The 17,367-nt window shown below is 42.6% G+C and carries 12 protein-coding genes; 9 read left to right on the forward strand and 3 right to left on the reverse strand.

All coding sequences use genetic code 11. The features are described 5' to 3' along the window. Positions 1-9: 9 nt before the first annotated feature. The 3 genes from HQQ94_RS02880 to HQQ94_RS02890 form a co-directional block, all read right to left on the reverse strand. Positions 10-1,239: a CaiB/BaiF CoA-transferase family protein gene (locus tag HQQ94_RS02880; protein ID WP_217273983.1), complete on the reverse strand. Its 1,230-nt coding sequence runs from the start codon at positions 1,237-1,239 to the stop codon at positions 10-12. Positions 1,240-1,267: 28 nt separating this feature from the next. Next, positions 1,268-2,986: a phosphopantetheine-binding protein gene (locus tag HQQ94_RS02885; protein ID WP_173293000.1), complete on the reverse strand. Its 1,719-nt coding sequence runs from the start codon at positions 2,984-2,986 to the stop codon at positions 1,268-1,270. An 865-nt stretch (positions 2,987-3,851) separates the two neighbouring features. Next, positions 3,852-5,249: an MATE family efflux transporter gene (locus tag HQQ94_RS02890; protein ID WP_173293001.1), complete on the reverse strand. Its 1,398-nt coding sequence runs from the start codon at positions 5,247-5,249 to the stop codon at positions 3,852-3,854. 1,442 nt (positions 5,250-6,691) lie between these two features. On the opposite strand from HQQ94_RS02890, the gene HQQ94_RS02895 reads away from it, so the two are divergent. The 9 genes from HQQ94_RS02895 (at position 6,692) to HQQ94_RS02935 (ending at position 17,362) form a co-directional block, all read left to right on the forward strand. Then, positions 6,692-7,210 carry an Hcp family type VI secretion system effector gene (locus HQQ94_RS02895; protein WP_173293002.1) on the forward strand — a complete coding sequence of 173 codons (519 nt, stop codon included), beginning with the start codon at positions 6,692-6,694 and terminating at the stop codon, positions 7,208-7,210. A gap of 109 nt (positions 7,211-7,319) precedes the next feature. Further along, a complete protein-coding gene (locus tag HQQ94_RS02900; protein WP_173293003.1) occupies positions 7,320-9,608 on the forward strand; it encodes a type VI secretion system Vgr family protein in 2,289 nt (762 codons plus the stop codon). Next, on the forward strand, positions 9,605-10,153 hold the full coding sequence (locus HQQ94_RS02905) for a DUF4123 domain-containing protein (protein WP_173293004.1): 549 nt from the start codon (positions 9,605-9,607) through the stop codon (positions 10,151-10,153). The genes HQQ94_RS02900 and HQQ94_RS02905 overlap by 4 nt, the downstream gene beginning before the upstream one ends. 2 nt (positions 10,154-10,155) lie before the next feature. Beyond that, positions 10,156-13,905, forward strand: a complete 3,750-nt coding sequence (locus tag HQQ94_RS02910; protein ID WP_173293005.1) for a LysM domain-containing protein — start codon at positions 10,156-10,158, stop codon at positions 13,903-13,905. A gap of 151 nt (positions 13,906-14,056) precedes the next feature. Continuing rightward, positions 14,057-15,247 carry a hypothetical protein gene (locus tag HQQ94_RS02915; protein ID WP_173293006.1) on the forward strand — a complete coding sequence of 397 codons (1,191 nt, stop codon included), beginning with the start codon at positions 14,057-14,059 and terminating at the stop codon, positions 15,245-15,247. Between the two features lie 120 nt (positions 15,248-15,367). Then, the gene (locus HQQ94_RS02920) at positions 15,368-16,720 is read left to right on the forward strand and encodes a hypothetical protein (RefSeq protein WP_173293007.1); all 1,353 of its coding nucleotides are present in this window, start codon (positions 15,368-15,370) and stop codon (positions 16,718-16,720) included. Between the two features lie 78 nt (positions 16,721-16,798). Next, a complete protein-coding gene (locus tag HQQ94_RS02925) occupies positions 16,799-16,960 on the forward strand; it encodes a hypothetical protein (RefSeq protein WP_173293008.1) in 162 nt (53 codons plus the stop codon). Positions 16,961-16,973: 13 nt separating this feature from the next. Then, positions 16,974-17,159 carry a hypothetical protein gene (locus HQQ94_RS02930; protein WP_173293009.1) on the forward strand — a complete coding sequence of 62 codons (186 nt, stop codon included), beginning with the start codon at positions 16,974-16,976 and terminating at the stop codon, positions 17,157-17,159. After that, positions 17,156-17,362, forward strand: coding sequence for a hypothetical protein (locus tag HQQ94_RS02935; protein WP_173293010.1), 207 nt, complete (start codon positions 17,156-17,158; stop codon positions 17,360-17,362). Before HQQ94_RS02930 ends, HQQ94_RS02935 begins: the two co-directional genes overlap by 4 nt. Positions 17,363-17,367: the final 5 nt, after the last annotated feature.

Raw genomic sequence — 17,367 nt, forward strand, 5'->3', positions numbered from 1 at the left:
TCCTTCGCGTTAGGGGGTGTCACAATTAGTAGGGGCTTCGTATAAAACGCCATCTCTTATCATCTCATTAATCTCAGAGTCTGAGTAGCCGAGGTTAGAGGCGATTTCATTATTGTGTTGACCAAGATCAGGGGCTATGTCCAGAGGCTGTGATTCAACATGGGAAAAGTTGAATGGTACGTTTGGCATAAGAATGGGTCCTAATACCGGGTGATCTTGTTTTATAAGCATATTCCGTGACTGGATTTGAGGATCTGACAAGGCCTGAGCTATGGTTTGTACCGGAGCATTAGCAACGCCCGCCTGATCGAGTGCTTCTTGGCAGCTTTTGACGCTGCGCATTTTGGTCCATTCTTTAACTAAGGCAACCGCCTCTTGGCTGTGTGCATTGCGATTGGCGGCAGTCTGAAAGCGAGTGTCGTTGGCGAGTTGTTCTCCACCAATTAATTGAGCGAGTTTCCCCCATACGTCATTTACTTGTGCAGCGATAACCAAGGCGCCATCTGTTGCAGGAAATACGCCATATACAGTAGATTGCGGGAGATTATGACCACTGCGTTGTATTACGTCAGTGCCGTCACTGAGAGTATGAAATTGAACCGCAAAATCATGCATAGAGACCATGCAATCGTATAAAGCAATATCAATATGTTGACCTACACCTGTGTTATGGCGGCTAAAAAGGGCTGCACAAACGGCCGCAACACCATGAGCGCCCGCGTACATATCAGCTACGGGCATGCGCATCAGTGGTGGGATATCGTCTGGCTGACCTATCAAGTCCATAGCCCCACTCTTTGCCTCTGCGATCAAACCAAAGCCGGCACGATCTGAATCCGGGCCTGTTTGACCATAGGCTGAGACTGAGCAATACACCAATTTGGGATTTTCTTTGGCTAAATCTTCGTAGCCTAAACCTAGTCTATTCAAAGCACCTGGCCGATAGTTCTCTACAAATACATCGGCCTCACTTGCCAGTTTTTTCATCAATTCGAGACCTCGCGGGTCTTTTACATTGACACACAAACCTTTCTTCCCCATGTTTTGTTGCAGAAAATAGCCACTTTCTCCTTTGATGAAGTAGGGGTGACTTCGTCCTGCATCTCCGGTTATTGGCCGCTCAACTTTTATGACATCTGCACCAAGTGCTGCTAGGCAACGTGAAACGTAAGGACCCGCCAGAAAGTGGCTATAATCGATGACACGAATGCCTTTAAGTAATGGAGGTTGTTTTAACACTAGATATTTCCTTATAGGTTGGGGGGGATTAAAGGATGATGCCTTCTTCATATTCTTGATATGTAGAGGTATCATCTGTTGCTGACAGTGCCATCATGAACATGAGTTTTTCACTCATTTTAGCCACCGTCGGTGCTTCATAGAGGTAATTTAACGGCAGATCTATATCCATGGCGTCACGTAGCAGTGACATCATGTGCATGCCTAAATGTGAGTCACCACCTATTTCAAAAAAATTCTGGTGCCGACTAATTTGCGTTGAGCCGAGCAACTCTTTCCAGATATTGAGTAATATCGTTTCAATGGATTCTGTGGTCATGTGGTGTAAGGCTTGTTCCCCAAGCTCACCGTTTAAGCACTGAGCGTCAGTCGCTGTTGTTGGTTGTTGAGGCGGTTGATAAAATGGGTAGCCGGGCAAATTGACTCTGTTAGGAGACTTGCCCTGATACAGCGACTTCCAGGGAATAATTCCTCCTTGTGTCCAATACAATGCCAGATCGTTGAAATTCCCTTCTATCAATAAAGCCTTAATCATGGATTCTCCACTGCTTCCAGACAATAAGCTTTGTAATTGGGAATTGCTCTTAATATCACCGCGATGGAGAGAGATAGGCGTAATGGATTGTGCTAGTTTTAGAGTCTGTTGTGCCTGCGCAGTTGCGTGACCCTCGTTGAGGAGGTATTGGGCGAGACCAAGCGATAAATGTTCAAAATTATTTACCACCATGGCGAGACGATAGTTCATCTCTTCACGGCAAAATTGTAAAGTGTAAGCAAGATCTGTGAGGCTGTAATTGTGGTCGGATTTAACACTGCTGGTGTTATGTTCACTTGGCTTTTGGATATGGCTCAGCAATTGAGATGCAATGAGTAATAAGGCATCGGGAGAATTGGCTGATAACACAATTATTTCGTGAGATTTTTCTTGCGAAATATATTCTGAGTCAATTGTTGAGACCGGGGGAGAGGAAATTTCTAAAGCCGATATACAAGTCTTGTTTTTATCATCTTGATACGTTTTAAGAATAGCGAGAATATTATTTTTATGGCTAATGGCTTGTGGTAGCTTTTTTAAAAGCACAGCCCAAGGTTTATGAGCATAAGAATTTTTCAATGCTTGCTCTTGTTCATTTCCTTTTGTCGTTTTTATAATCGACGGTAAGGTTATCCCTATAACAATGGCTAACTGACAGTCATCATTTAGCAGACTTTGATAAGCAATAGGGCCAGCGTTTATCGAGACGGTAGATTTATTATCAGTGATGACTTTTGAAGGGGAGAGATCTAAAAAACGGATAATATGGTTTGTGATTTTATTTCCTTGTAGCTGATAACTATGATTATTGGTTAAGTTGTCATCAGAGTGCATTTCCAAAGAGAATTTTTGTGTAGGGCTTAAATATATCCCCACACGAATATCGTTATTATCTTTTAGATTTTTTCGTGTGAGCCCCGCTGCTTCTAATAAGTGCCAAGTTGTTTCTAGATACCTTCTTATATCATTGTCGATGAGTACCGGTGACTGACATTCACGAGCGAAAAAATTGGGGTCGATAGGATGAGTTGATAGGGTTTCATCGGATATAGTATAAATGTTAAGTGTCGAATTTGATAATGAATCACTTACAGTGGAGTTGATGTCAAGAGATAAATCACTTTTATTTATAAGTAATTGACCGTGGTGAACAGCTGAAACGATAGCAATATCGTCATAGTTAAATGTGGTGTTCTTCCTTGAGGTTGTCATATTTACTCTTCTTAATTTAAACCTTAGGTAATTATTAGAGCTACATTCATTTTACTTTAAATAATCTCGGGTTTGATTTAATAAATCAAAGGAATGAAGCTTACTAGGAAATATTTTTAGTATTTAATAATGAAACTTTGTTTTTGACTTTTATGTTGGTCAGTATTGTCATATTAAATCTCTTTACGTGAATCTCATAGGTTGGTTCTTAAGGAGCTGTAACCCTTTAAATATAATGGATTATCCATTATTAGTAATGCTTTTTCAGTCTGCGGTGCAAAAAGAGTCTGCTCACCTCTATCTGGATGGGCTCTACAAGGAAACTTACTGAAGTATCGACACCATTTCCTTAGCTGAGCTTTTATTTTATATTCACGTTCTGATTTCAGTACTTTTAGGAGCTCAAGTAACCATTCTTTAGTAGCCTGCTCGGTAAGTAGGCAAAGGAGTTGAGTCAATTCTGGTTTTCGTAGTTTATTATGAAATGACTTATAACTACTCCCTTTACCATGTTCAATGCATAAACTCTTATATATACCTGTTAAATTTATGTTTGACCTTGTTTCCAAGGTATTGAACAGTGTAAAGGCCTGCTCTATTGGTGAGATATTTCGCACGAGATTTTTGATCATAAAATGAGTGCAACTTCCTGTTTTTAATAAAAAACTATTTAATAATCTCTCAACTTACTCTAATCATGGCTTATTTTTAATTGTATCATGCCAAAATCTAATCGATGTGAATAGAGTCTTGATTTATCATGTTCTAAATTTGATATTTTTTGTAGCATTGCTACCTCTGATGAAGGGCCTTAAGCGCAGTACCACACATTTAAGTGTTGTAACAACGCTTAAATATCTTCGGTTTACATTTCCTTCGCTTCTTGAAACCCAATAAAGGATGTCATATTTCTACATAGTTTAATCCAGCGAAGATATAAGCAGATACATACAAGTGCAATAGTTATAATATGAGCAAGGGTAATTCCAATCAATCCACCGTTGTATGTAAATCCCATAAGGTATGCAAGTGGCACACCAATTGGCCAAGCGATAATGATACTAACCTTCATTGGGAATTTAGTGTCATGAAGTCCGCGTAATGCACCTGTTATTATGTTTTTTATTGAATCAAAAATTTGGCCAACAGCAACTAAAATCAATATAATTGATAATGTGTAATACATATTGGTGTTTTCTGATTTATTTTCTATAAATAGACTAATAAGTGTGTCAGGTATTGTTGTAAATACCACAAGTAAAAAAACAGAATATATTATTCCAATTTTTATATATGCTTGGCCAATACTTTGGATCTCACTGATGTTTTTTGCTCCAAATTGCTTGCTGATCGAAACAGTTATTGCTTGGGAAAGGCCATATATTGGAATGGCAAACATTAACAGGTAGCGTGTAACAATTTGTTGCATATTCAGTGCTTCTATACTAATCCAACCTACCATCGTAATGACAAATAAGAAAGAAAACATTTCATTACCTATATGGATTGAAACTGGTAGTCCGAGCTTAGTAATACTAGCCATTTGTTTACGGATGTTTTTATTCTTTAAATTTAATAATTTATTATCTCGATAATCTGGGTGGCGTAAAATAAAAGTACCTAATAAAATCACAGCTAACCACGATGAAATTGAGACAGCCCAAGCTAACCCTTCTAATCCTAAAGCAGGGGATCCTAGTTTCCCAAATATGAGGATGTAACTAAGAATTGATGATAGAAATAAGTTGCCAATACTATATGCAAATACAATAATTTGTTTAAATGTTCCCAAAAGTAATTGTATAAATACTGATATTAAACCCGCTGCCGGGATTGACCATAAATATATATGAAAATATAGAGCACATTGTTGGGCAAGACTTGGAGGTTGGCCAATAGCTAGCATAATAGGTTCAATAAAATATAGTGTGCAGATTATCGGAATGCAAAGTAGAAAAGAAATAATGCATCCGGAAATAAAAAGTTGACCAACATGTTCAAGCTGTTGTTTTTGCCCGATAACTTTTCCTATAAGTGGGCTGAGAGAAGATAACAATCCGAAAATAACCGTGACTAAAATAATTTGTATCACATTGATGAATAAGCCTGCCGCGAAAGCATTTTCACTTACTCGAGATAACATCAAGTTAGAAATGAAACCGCTGGACATAAATAAAAATTGAGAAATTACCAGAGGAAATGAGAGTTTTACAGCTTCTTGAAAAACTTTTTTTGAGGTTATGTTATTAGAATTACAGTTCATCTGAATTTATCTTTCCCTTTAATTTCTTATTCTAAAATTAAATTACTATAACATGTTACATATCTTTTTTTAATTTATATAAAATTACATTTTACTCGCTGCATGTTACTATATATACAGACATCTGACAACCCCAAATTTGTAAATGTTTTGGTTTTACAATTCATTGCGAGTTTCGTGAATATCGGAGCTGAGGTTGGCTGACTAAGAATGCTAAAGGCGATATGGAAGGGCTTTGTTGTACCGCTCAGTTATTAAGGGATTGGAATTATTGGTACAAGTTAATTATAAGGCTCCATTGCAAAGTAGGCTACTTGAGTCACACTCATTAAAAATAATCTCATCGGATCCATTATGTCAGATTTCAAAGATCGACACTTCCTGTGTCGGTTGGCGTTGCAATATATTTTATATGTTTTGATCTCTATTCTGTACTCATAGCCCTGCTTTTAGCTTTAGCTCCGCTAGTCCCCATTGGACTAACAGCGCTAATACTTTTTATTTATGATCATAAATAACATGCATGTGATGCCGAAAACGGTAAACAAGAATCTTAGATTCCAAGGATAACAGCTACACATTATTTGTTCGTGTAACACTAAATCTAAGCGGCAATATATGTTTGAAATAATAGAGCGAATTGGGTATTTTTTGACATAAACAGTCTGACTTTCGCAGATCTTGAAAAATTAAATATTCTCTGTTGTAAGTGATTAATGCATAAAAATGCAATTATCCTTCATCTGGAAAACAACTAAATTTTTATTGTTGGTAATAGAAGTAAAAGTACATTAATACAAACCAATCTAGGTTAAGCTGCAATAGTGTTTGTTTTATTGATTCGAAGGTAAATGGGTAAAGCACTATTACAGTTTGTAATAAAGTGACATTTTGCCATTTGTGTTCATTAGAGAGTGTTTCGATTTGTCAGGCTATGAGTATATTTTATGTCAGAGTATGGGTACATGATTTAGCTAAGTGATTGTTTCTCACTAGCTGCTTATGTCACACTTTGGGTTCAGCGACATCTGAAAGTATGCGTTGAATTTAGCGACATTTTTGTTTCGAGCATAAATGGTGAAATGTTATTGATTAACAATGGCTGGCTATGATTTTTGACAACGCTCATGAAAAATACTCCCTGATAAACGGTATTCAAAAAAACGAATACTTAACATTTCTTTTGTTTACTGAAGCTTGTTGGCTGTTTTTTATTCTGCCTATGCCTTGATAGGTTATTTATCAACCAAAAAGCTGGGCCATATATTGCCCGCTGGGCCAGATCTTGCTCAGCTCTGGGCCATATATGGCCCAGCCTATTTTTCTATTTTTATCATATCCTTTTAAATCAACGATTTAGTTAGTTGGCACTATTCTTGCTATATATTGGGCAGATCACGATAACGTGCATCGTTAATTAATTGTTAATAAAAGGAATTCCTATGCCAACACCATGTTATATCTCAATCAAAGGCGAAACTCAGGGCCATATCACAGCAGGTGCATTCACCGCTGATTCTGTCGGTGATATTTTTGTTGAAGGTCATGCAGATCAAATGATGGTTCAACAGTTTGATCACGTCGTTACTGTGCCAACCGATCCTCAGTCTGGTATGCCTTCAGGTCAGCGCGTTCACAAGCCATTTCAATTTACCGTTGCCTTGAACAAAGCTGTGCCGTTAATGTATAACGCATTAGCAACAGGTGAAAAAATCACTGAAGTTGAGCTTAAATGGTACCGTACCTCTATTGAAGGTAAGCAAGAGCATTACTTTACCACTTCACTTGAAGGCGCCACGATTGTAGACATCAACTTCGGCATGCCTCATTGTCAAGATCCTACTCAAGCGGATTTCACTCAGTTGATCACTGTATCAATGGGCTACCGTAAAATTAATTGGGATCACGTTGTTTCAGGTACTTCAGGTGCTGATGACTGGCGTGCCCCGGTTGAAGCATAAGCATTTGAGCGCTTACGCTCAAAAAGTGCGTTAAGTACACTTCTTTAAAGTGGGGGCACTCTTTGGTGCTCCCACTTTTATTGAACCGATTTACACAAGGATATTCGCTATGGCGCAGTTAGGCTCAGGATTGCGGTTTCATTTTACAGCTCAAGGCTTAGATGACACTCGCTTTGGTGTACTGGATTTCAAGTTTGTCGAAAGCCTATCACAACCCTTTGAAGTCAAACTTAATTTATTAAGTCGCTTCGATGATTTAACCCCTGAAGCCATTGTTGACCAAGCAGGCTTAATGAGTTGGAGCAAAGGTGACAGCATTGAGCGTCACGTTCATGGTATTGTCAGTCAGTTCAGTAAAGGTGATACGGGTCATCATCATACGCAATATAGCATCACTTTAGTGCCGGCCTTGTCTCGACTGACGTTAAGGCAAAACAGCCGTATATTTCAGCAACAAAGTGTGTTGACCATCATCTCAACCTTGCTGGTTGAAATGGGGATCAGCGATCATGCTTTTAGCTGCGATGCCAGATTTCAATCTGATGTACGCGAGTATTGCGTCCAATACCGAGAAACTGATTTTGACTTTATCAGCCGCTTAGCCGCAGAAGTTGGGCTGTTTTACTATTTTGAGCACACAGAAGGCAAGCACACGTTAGTGTTTTGTGACAGCACCACTAAATTGAGTGCACTCGCGACGCCTTTCCCTTACAACGCCCTCAGCGGTGGTATGGCCGAATTGCCCTTTGTCAGTTCATTTGCTTATCAGCATCAAATAAAGCCCGCCATTGTGAGTTTAAAAGATCAAAGTTTTAAAAAACCGCAGTACAGTTTTTTGCAAAATAGTACGGGTAAAGAATTAGCATTTCAACAAGCAGATTACGAACACTTTGATTATCCTGGGCGTTACAAAAGTGATGCCACAGGTAAGCCTATTGCCCAAGTAAGACAAGAGTCCCTACGCCGTGAAGCGCAGATGAGTGTGGGTCACAGTAACATTATGCAGGCCATATCAGGCGCTAAGTTTACGTTGGCTGAGCACAGTGATGCGGCGCTTAACCGTGACTGGGTGTTAACCAAGGTCATCCATACGGGTGAGCAAGGCGCTGCCGCTGAAGAGGCAAACACGCAAAAGCCGACTCGCTACAGTAACGACTTTGAGGCCATTCCCGCCAGTAACCCGTGGCAGGCGGGCCCTTGCGTTAAACCGCTGGTGACGGGGCCACAAATGGCTACCGTGGTAGGCCCTGAAGGCGAAGAGATTTTCTGTGACGAGTTTGGTCGGGTCAAAGTGCAATTCCCTTGGGACCGCTATGGCGAAGGCGATGATAGCGCCAGTTGCTGGGTGCGGGTGAGTCAAGGTTGGGCGGGGGGTCAATATGGCATGATGGCGCTGCCGCGTATTGGTCATGAAGTGATAGTGAGCTTTTTAGAGGGCGACCCAGACCAACCGATTATTACCGGGCGAACTTTTCATAGCATCAATCAAGTGCCTTACGCGCTGCCCGAGCATAAAACTCGCACTGTGATTAAAACCCAAACCCATAAAGGCGAAGGCAGTAATGAGCTCAGGTTTGAAGATGAGCTTGATAAGCAAGAAATTTACCTGCATGCGCAAAAAGACATCAATACATTAGTCGAAAACGACATGGCTGAGCACGTTAAGCGTGATAAGCACCTACTCGTAGATAACGAGCGTGTCAGCCAAATCAAGGGCAATGACCATCTCACCATTGAAGGCGAGCGGCGCACAGCGGTTAAGCTCGATGTCAGTCTTGAGGTCGGCGGCAGTGTGCATCAAAAAGTCGGGAAAGCCTCAATATTAGAAGCTGGCACTGAAGTGTACATTAAAGCGGGTCAAAAAGTGGTGATTGAGGCGGGCGCTGAAATCACCCTCAAGGCAGGGGGGAGCGTGATTAAAATCGACCCAGCTGGCGTGCACTTAATCGGCTCAGCGGTTAACCTCAACTCAGGGGGGGGCGCAGGCTCTGCCTCTGGTTATGCGGGCCAAACGCCGATATTACCGCTTGCCGTTGCAGAGGCCATATTGGCTGAAGGTGAGCAAATACAGCTAGCCGAGGCAAGTTTAAGCAGCGACTATACCAGCACCGCCATTGGCGAGCGTCCGCCGATGCCAGTTATGGGCGGAGGAGCAGCAGCGAGTCCAGCCACGACGAGCTCAACTACGACGAGTTCAACTACGACCAGCCCAGCGGCGGCACCTGCTCAGGCACCTATTGCCGCGCAAGACCCAAGTGTCACCACGCCATTGCAACTGGCGCCAGAAATGATGGAGATGATCGCGGTCAATAACATCGCGGCAGTTTCCATGTGCCAAAAGCAAGCCGACGGTAGCTGCTTGCGAGATGATTGCCCTTGTCTTAAGGCTCAAGAATGATGCCCACCTTTCCCTTTGCTTCGTCACCGCAGCTACAGCATTGGATCTTGGTCGATACGCTGCGGGTTCCCAATGCCATGCAAAAGGCTTATGAACATGAAGCGCTACCAGAACTCAGAAAATTGTTCCAAAATAGTCAGTTTGAATATTTGCTGGACCAAAGCCCTGTGTTGTTTAACATTAGCGCCAATAGCAGTTTATTACCCATATTGACAACCAGCTTTGCTTGGCGCAGTAGTGCGGTGATTTTTTCGGTGCCCAATAGCACGAGTATCGAACTGTTGACTGAGCATTTAATCAATTTAATGACGGTCAATATGCTCGATAAGCCCATGCTGTTTCGCTGCTATAACAATGCCGTGTGGATGCAAGTGGCAAATAAGCTCAATGCTGCAGACATTAACAGTTTACTCGGCCCCGCAGTGGGCCTTTCTTGGGTTAATGAACAAGGGGCAATTGAATCACTGTTCCGTTCACCGGCCATGGCAGAGTTAGCCGCCACTCCTTACCGTCTTCAGTCAGATATCTGGCATAAATGGATGTAATTATGAATGAAACTACGGATGACACGCTCAATAAATATAAAATCATTCAGGGTGAGTGTTTAAGTTTACTGGCTAAGCGCTATAACACCACCGTTGATGAACTGCAAAAGCTAAACAGCGATGACATCAAAGATGTGGATTTAATTTTTGCAGGCGCTAGCATCAATGTGCCAAATCACGCGGTGAATAAAGTGCCTGAGGAGTATGTTCCTCAAGCTATCACCACTGGAAAGGAGATCCCCCTTGTTGATGCTCCTCCATTATGTGCAAAGACGACCTGTAGCAATGAGTCAGCTGAATTTGTCGATATCTTGTATGTTCCCGCGCATCCTTTATCTGGTAATCCTGCTTGGTTTGCGGTCACTCAAGCTGCGTTAGATAAAATTGATATCGAAATTGAGCATATGAGCAATGCGATTGTGGTTGATGATCAAGTTCAGACGCTACAAAATTTGAATAACCTTAGAGTGCTATCAAAATTTGAGTCTAAATCCCATGAGTCATTTTTAATGGCTGATGATGATAAGTTTAAGTTTCGCGCCCTCATTTTAGTGCAGACTGTGTTCAATGTGCATCAAGGCAAATTAACCGCAGAGATTATTGATAAACTGACCACCCCTTTAGGCTTCCCCTATATCAGTAACATCAATGGGCAAGTGGATGATAATCAGATTAGTGCCTTGAATGGTATGACTTGGGCCGTACCTGATGATTATTTTGAGGCGTTAAAAACAGCAGACTCACAGGCCAGACAGTATAAAAAAGCGCTTGAGGACACCAACAAAAAACTGGCGGAATTCTTAGAAGACGAACTCAACAATCTTAAATCTAAGGCTGAAAATTCGGCCAAAGAGCAATATAGCGACGATGGCACCTATTTTGTTTTCGACCAAAAACAACAATATTTTACCAGTGAAAAGCAAACCAATATTGCTGAAAACATGCGTAAAATCATGGACAATCGACCAAGCAAAGAAGCGGACTTTTTTAAACTTGATAACGACACTGCCAAAGCAAGGTTACAGAAAATTTGGTATTCATCCATGTACCTTAACATGGAGCTTATCCATTTTACTCGCCCCCTTATGCGCTTAAATAATGATGGCTATGTGGTTAAAGAGCAATGTTTAACCCTTGCTGAACTAGAGGGGACGGTGCAAGGGCAGTTTAAGCCTGATGGCGTTAAAGATGATGAGTGGCGTGAGGTCAGTATTTTTGATGATAACGATAAAAATTATAATACCATCAAAAATATATTTAAGGCGCTAGGGATTAACGCCTTGTCACCTGAAAATAAAGCGACAAAAAAAGCCAGTGAGTTAATTAAAGAGCAAGCCTATCTTGTGTCGTGGGCTTATTATCCTACCATGGCATTGTTAAGCATTATTGACAGCTCAATGAGTCAACATTTAGCTGGATTAAAGAGCTTAGGTGTCGGCTCTATCCCTGGTTATTTTGAACCTTTCCTATGGATTAAAAAAATAGCATTAGCGCGAATCACTCAGCTTAAACAAAAAGCAGAACAACGTGCCAAACAAGGCCTCATCGATTATTACGATAAAAACAGGCATAAAAAGCAGGCTAGCTACACCTTAATATGGGATGAAAATGCGTGGAAGACCAAGCAGAAAAAACTCGGTCAGTTTATTAATCAAGCAGACATGGGCAACATTGAGCCAGTTGAATGTTTTTTACTGTCTAAAGACAAGGGTCAGGCCTGTTATTTACGTGGTCCATATTGGTATATGCCCCTTAAAGATGGTCAATACTCTAAGTTAGCCAATGGGCACGTTAAAGACATTACTCTGCAAGTCTCTATGCCCAGCGCCCCAAGCGCGTCGGTGCCAGCAGACGCGCCCAGTTTAGATAAAATACTCAACGACTTAAGCAAGCCTGGCGTGAGTGGGTTAAGTAACATGAATTTTGCTAAGGTGTTGAGCACATTTGACGATAAAGGTTTTTGGAGCGATAGCTATCATTGGCAAGGCGGGAAAGGTCCAGATGATGGCTCAGCCTATATGGCCAATGCCCAAGCACAGTTTATGCGTTTTACCAGCACATCAGCTAGCACTTTAGGTGTCCCCAGCCCTGATTTAAACACCTTGAGCATGAGTAAGGTCTTTTCAACGGGTGCCAAAGTTGACTGCGCCTTGACCTTGCTCAGCGGCCAATTATCCTTTTCAACTTGGTTGCCACTGAATAAGACCAATAGCGAAATTGAGGTCAGTAGCACCACTAGCGATACAGCCAAGCAGCAGGTCGAAGGCTACGCACTCAATATGAATTATGAATGGTATGAAACCATTAACGATGAGCGTGTCAACCATTATGACGGCACTTACGATGCGGGCATGATCTGCATGAAACTCACCGCTAAAGTCTCAGGCATGGCCGCCGCCAGTTTCAGTTTGGGGACTGAACTAGAGTTTGGCCCGGCAGAAGACGGCAGTGGCATTGGGGTTAAAGGCCGCGCCTATAAACCCGCCGATTTTAATCAGCTGCGCTCAATGAATCCCAATACCGGCGCGGCGGATGACGCCAGATATTTACCCGATTCCTACTTGCCGGTACTCGACGGCGCCGCCCAGTTAGGGGTTAATATCAATGCCTTTGCCGGTATAGAAGCCAATGGTAGCCTCGGTGCCGAGGTTTTTTGGCGCCCACCAGTGAGTCAAAATCCAGCCATGCCATTGTTAAGCTTAGGCGCCGTGACTGGGAGTGTTAGCCTCAACTTGGGCATAGGTGGCGAGGCATATATTAGGCTGGTGTACGACAGTGGCGCCCTGGTATTAATCACCGCAGCAAAATGGGTCTGTGGCCCAGGGGCCGGCGGTAAGGTGGCCATTAGCATTAATCCCGATAACATGGACAGTTTTATCGCCACTCTACTGGGCGTATTAAAGCAAAGCGGCTTTAGTCGCATCCGCATCTTGGGTGATGACAGCAAAGACACGAATGACTTTTTTACTCAGCTTAACACTCAACTCACCGTGGCCATCGCCCTTGGTTTAACTTTAGCCGATGTCATATTGCTGCCGCCGCGTTTATTAAGTCGGTATTATCAAGATTCACAACAACAAGAGTTTGCGCCTCTTATTGCAAAAAGAATCCTTATGAAAGAGGATGAAATTAATTTAAATCAATTACCTATACGAATATGGGTAAACAATCTCCCCCCAGAAACCTTAGCGCCCTTGTTAGCGACCTTGATCAACGCTCAAGAATACACTTTAGGTGAAAATATAGCCAAAGTATGGGATGCTACAGCGAACCAAACTGATGCGACGAACCAAATTCAATTACAAGCGGTGATGCAAGTGTTAGCTTGGGTTGCCAGTACTGAGAATACCAAGGACACGGATCACAAACGTCGTCAGTTTGAAAAAACCTTGTATCGTATGGGCGTGGCCAAAAATGCCCCATTAGGCAGCGTCGCCGTTAAGTGGCAACGTTTTATCGCCAACTGGTTTAAGCTGGCAGGGTTTGTTAAAGTGCATGGTATACGTGATATTAAAACTGGAGTAAATACCTCTGTATTTGATTTTAATACTGTTTGTAAGCCGCTTTGTAATAACCTCAAAGGCTTCCGTTACCAAATCCATACCAAAACTACCGCTGGCACCGTCAGTCAGTATGAACACCTGGCTTATTACGACGGCCCCGACATGACGAGCGAAAAGCAAACAGCCAAGGCTAAGGTCGAGGCCGAAATCGCCAAGCAAAATGCCCAGCCTTTTAACTGGCAGATTTAATGGTCTGAGTGAGCGGGCTGATTAAACGGTCGATGCTCACTAAGGCGGCTAAACCCCATATCGTCAATATATGGCCCGTGGTAAGATGACCACAGGCCATAAATAGCCAAAACATTAGCATCAAGAACAATAAGATTATAAGGATGTCCCCTTGCCTACAGCAGCAAACGTTAACCAAGTGCCTCAGCAATCAGCGTTTAAAATAAGCGCCATTAAATACACCAAAATAGCCCTTAAGCTACTGGGCGTGGCCTTGCTAGTCTTTATCTGCTACGCCATTTGGCGTTTATCGCCCAGTAAGCTGGAGCGACTCGAGTCCGAATTTGGCGCCTTGGCCTACACCGAGTTATTGGCGCTTTCTAAACAAGTGTCACAGAACAGCCAACCAAATCCAGACCCTTATGCTGCCAGCCAAATCACCCCAGATAATCCACTGTTTAACGGGGTGCTGGCCTATCAGCGCGGTCAATATAGCGCGGCGGCGCAGGCTATTAAGCCCTTAGCCGATGCCGGCGATGCGGCGGCCATGTTCTGGTATGGCGAAGTGACTACCGGTAAGAGTATTTATTATTCAGCGCAGGCGGGGGAGTGGTTCAATAAAGCCGCCAGCAAGGGCAGCCCCTATGCGGCCCGCAAGCTCGACCCCGACACCAGTAACTGTGAAATGGTTGATATTAGAGTAAACATCTGTAACCCGGAGTGGTACGACAAGGCGCCTGAGTTATTTGCCAAAAAAGCCGACACAGGCGATGTGATGGCCAGCTTTTATGCCAATCAGCGCAGCATTCGTTTCGGTAATGAGGCTGATTATCACACTAACATTACACTTATCACTGAGGCCGCCAAAGCTGGTTACTATTCCCCCTTATATGCCGCCATCCTGCGTTTTGAGCAAGATAAAGACCTCACCCCAGAGAAAAAACAAGCGATTGTTGATTTGTTAACCTTGGCGGCTAATCACAATTTTGTACCGGCGATGGAGAAGTTGACATCATATTTTGATTTGATTTCCGATAAATCCGCAGTTAATTGGCAGCGCCAATTAACTGTTTTAGGCCATAAAGGTGGCTTGACAGGATTAAGTATCTCATTATTGTATAAAAAAGATTCAATTGAGAAGTCTGTTCTAAAAGAGGCATATAAATTGTCTTTAGTTGAAAATACCTTATTCTCAAATTCGCGCGTAGGAAGAAATTTGATAGCGTTATCCATCAAAAATGGCTCGGCTACTGAACTCACCGATGCCGAAAAACAACAAGCTCAAGTCGCTGCCGATAAATTTATTAGTCAAATGACCCCAGTGATTTACATCGACGAAATGCACCCGCGCAATATTTATTGATGCGGCTAGCGTGAAGCATTAAGAGCTGGCTGGCCCTTTTGGCCTTGCCTTGTGAAATGTAGAAAGTAGACAAATGACATGGAAAGTTAAATTGAACATACAAGCACCAAGGACACCATTTTGCTAGACAATGCAGGGTTAACACAACCAGAGCTTAAGCAGCAGCCTAAATCATTGCGTAAACAAAAATCGGCAACACAAAGGCTTAAGAGACAGCGTTGTAAACAAAAGACGAAAGAATCAATGGTTAAATTATCAGTGCGTCAACGTTTAGCCGCTAAACTTTTTTCATATAAAAGCCGCGCCATTACATACACCAAACTAGCCCTTAAGCTACTGGGCGTGGCCTTGCTAGTCTTTATCTGCTACGCCATTTGGCGGCTATCGCCCAGTAAGCTGGAGCGACTCGAGTCCGAATTTGGCGCCTTGGCCTATACCGAGTTATTGGCGCTTTCTAAACAAGTGTCACAGAACAGCCAACCAAATCCAGACCCAGACCCAGACCCAGACCCTTATGCCGCTAGCCAAATCACCCCAGATAACCCACTGTTTAACGGGGTGCTGGCTTTTCAGCGTGGCCGCTTAGATATCGCCTCTCAGGAGCTACTGCCCCTTGCCAAACAAGGCAATTCAGCTGCCATGTTCTGGTATGGGGTCACTATTGAGCGCGCTGGAGTGAGAAATTCAGCGCAGGCGGGTGAGTGGTTCAATAAAGCCGCCAGCAAGGGCAGCCCCTACGCGGCCCGCAAACTCGACCCCGACACCAGTCGCTGTGAACAAGCCAATATCGGTGTCAATATCTGTAACCCGGAGTGGTACGACAAGGCACCGCAATTATTTGCCAAAAAAGCCGACACAGGCGATGTGATGGCAAGCTTTTATGCCAATCAGCGCAGCATTCGTTTTGGTAATGAGGCTGATTATCACACTAACATTACACTTATCACTGAGGCGGCCAAAGCCGGTTACTATTCCCCCTTATATGCCGCCATCCTGCGTTTTGAGCAAGATAAAGACCTCACCCCAGAGAAAAAACAAGCGATTGTTGATTTATTAACCTTGGCCGCCAACAATAACTTTTTACCTGCGGCGGGGAAATTGGTATTTTATAGTAATCAGAGTGCTTATAAAGAGATCGTCTCCCATGAATCTGCGATCAAACGTTTGTATCAAGAAGTGCAGCTAGGGAGTCACAGTGCTACCTTTACTTTAATCGGAGCATTAGTGAGTAAAAAAACTTCAATTGAAAAATCCGATTTATTAATGGCATATAAATTGTCTTTAATTGAAGAAATGTTATTTCCAACACCTCATTACGGCATGTTAGATATAGACCTAGCAATAGAAAATGGCTCAGCTACTGAACTTACCGCAGCCGAAAAACAACAAGCTCAAGCGGCCGCTGATAAATTTATCAGTCAAATGACCCCAGTGATTTACATCGACGAAATGCACCCGCGCAATATTTATTGATGCGGCCAATACAACTAAATACAACTAAATACAGCTAGCTCGATTACCTTGAAATATTGTTAAATTAGAGTGAGACAAATGACAGATAACATCATTAATATCGATGAGCTTCAAATAAAAGATAAATGGAAACGACGCTTTAAGCTGTATCAGCAGTTAAATGCAGATGAGTTATCTCGAGATGAAATGATGAAATCTCAGGCGTTTAAGGCGTTATCTTTTAAAGAAAGATATCCCTAGTCAAGCATATTGGGTGCCAGCAGCGGTGGCTCTTTATGGTGCGAGTTTATCATTTATTATGATGCACACCTTTTCCAGTGATGCTGCCACAGTGTCACAGAATGCTGTTCGGGTTGTCTGTGGTGTTAATCACTATTTTGTCATGCCCGATGAGCTTGAGTTGTACGGTAAAGAAGCACTCTGCACTCAGTTTGAGTGAATGCTCAATGTTTCAATGTACGTGCGCGTGAAGATTTACAAACCTGGTCGGCAGTATTGCCAGAAACCCAGTGGAAAACCACCTCAGCGGCCCTAAAAACACTCAATCAAACTCTGGAAGCCTTATACCAACAGGGCCTCCAGTGGGAAAGTGAGCCAGTACAGGCCATATTAGCCCAGAACATTAAAGAGCAAATGAAGTGATTTGA

It is taken from the genome of Shewanella sp. VB17 (genome assembly GCF_013248905.1).
Lineage (GTDB): Bacteria > Pseudomonadota > Gammaproteobacteria > Enterobacterales > Shewanellaceae > Shewanella.

Coding starts and splice junctions, on each gene's coding strand:
- HQQ94_RS02910 (WP_173293005.1), top strand. CDS start 10,156: ATGAATGAAACTACGGATGACACGCTCAATAAATATAAAATCATTCAG.
- HQQ94_RS02905 (WP_173293004.1), top strand. CDS start 9,605: ATGATGCCCACCTTTCCCTTTGCTTCGTCACCGCAGCTACAGCATTGG.
- HQQ94_RS02900 (WP_173293003.1), top strand. CDS start 7,320: ATGGCGCAGTTAGGCTCAGGATTGCGGTTTCATTTTACAGCTCAAGGC.
- HQQ94_RS02890 (WP_173293001.1), bottom strand. CDS start 5,249: ATGAACTGTAATTCTAATAACATAACCTCAAAAAAAGTTTTTCAAGAA.
- HQQ94_RS02925 (WP_173293008.1), top strand. CDS start 16,799: ATGACAGATAACATCATTAATATCGATGAGCTTCAAATAAAAGATAAA.
- HQQ94_RS02885 (WP_173293000.1), bottom strand. CDS start 2,986: ATGACAACCTCAAGGAAGAACACCACATTTAACTATGACGATATTGCT.
- HQQ94_RS02895 (WP_173293002.1), top strand. CDS start 6,692: ATGCCAACACCATGTTATATCTCAATCAAAGGCGAAACTCAGGGCCAT.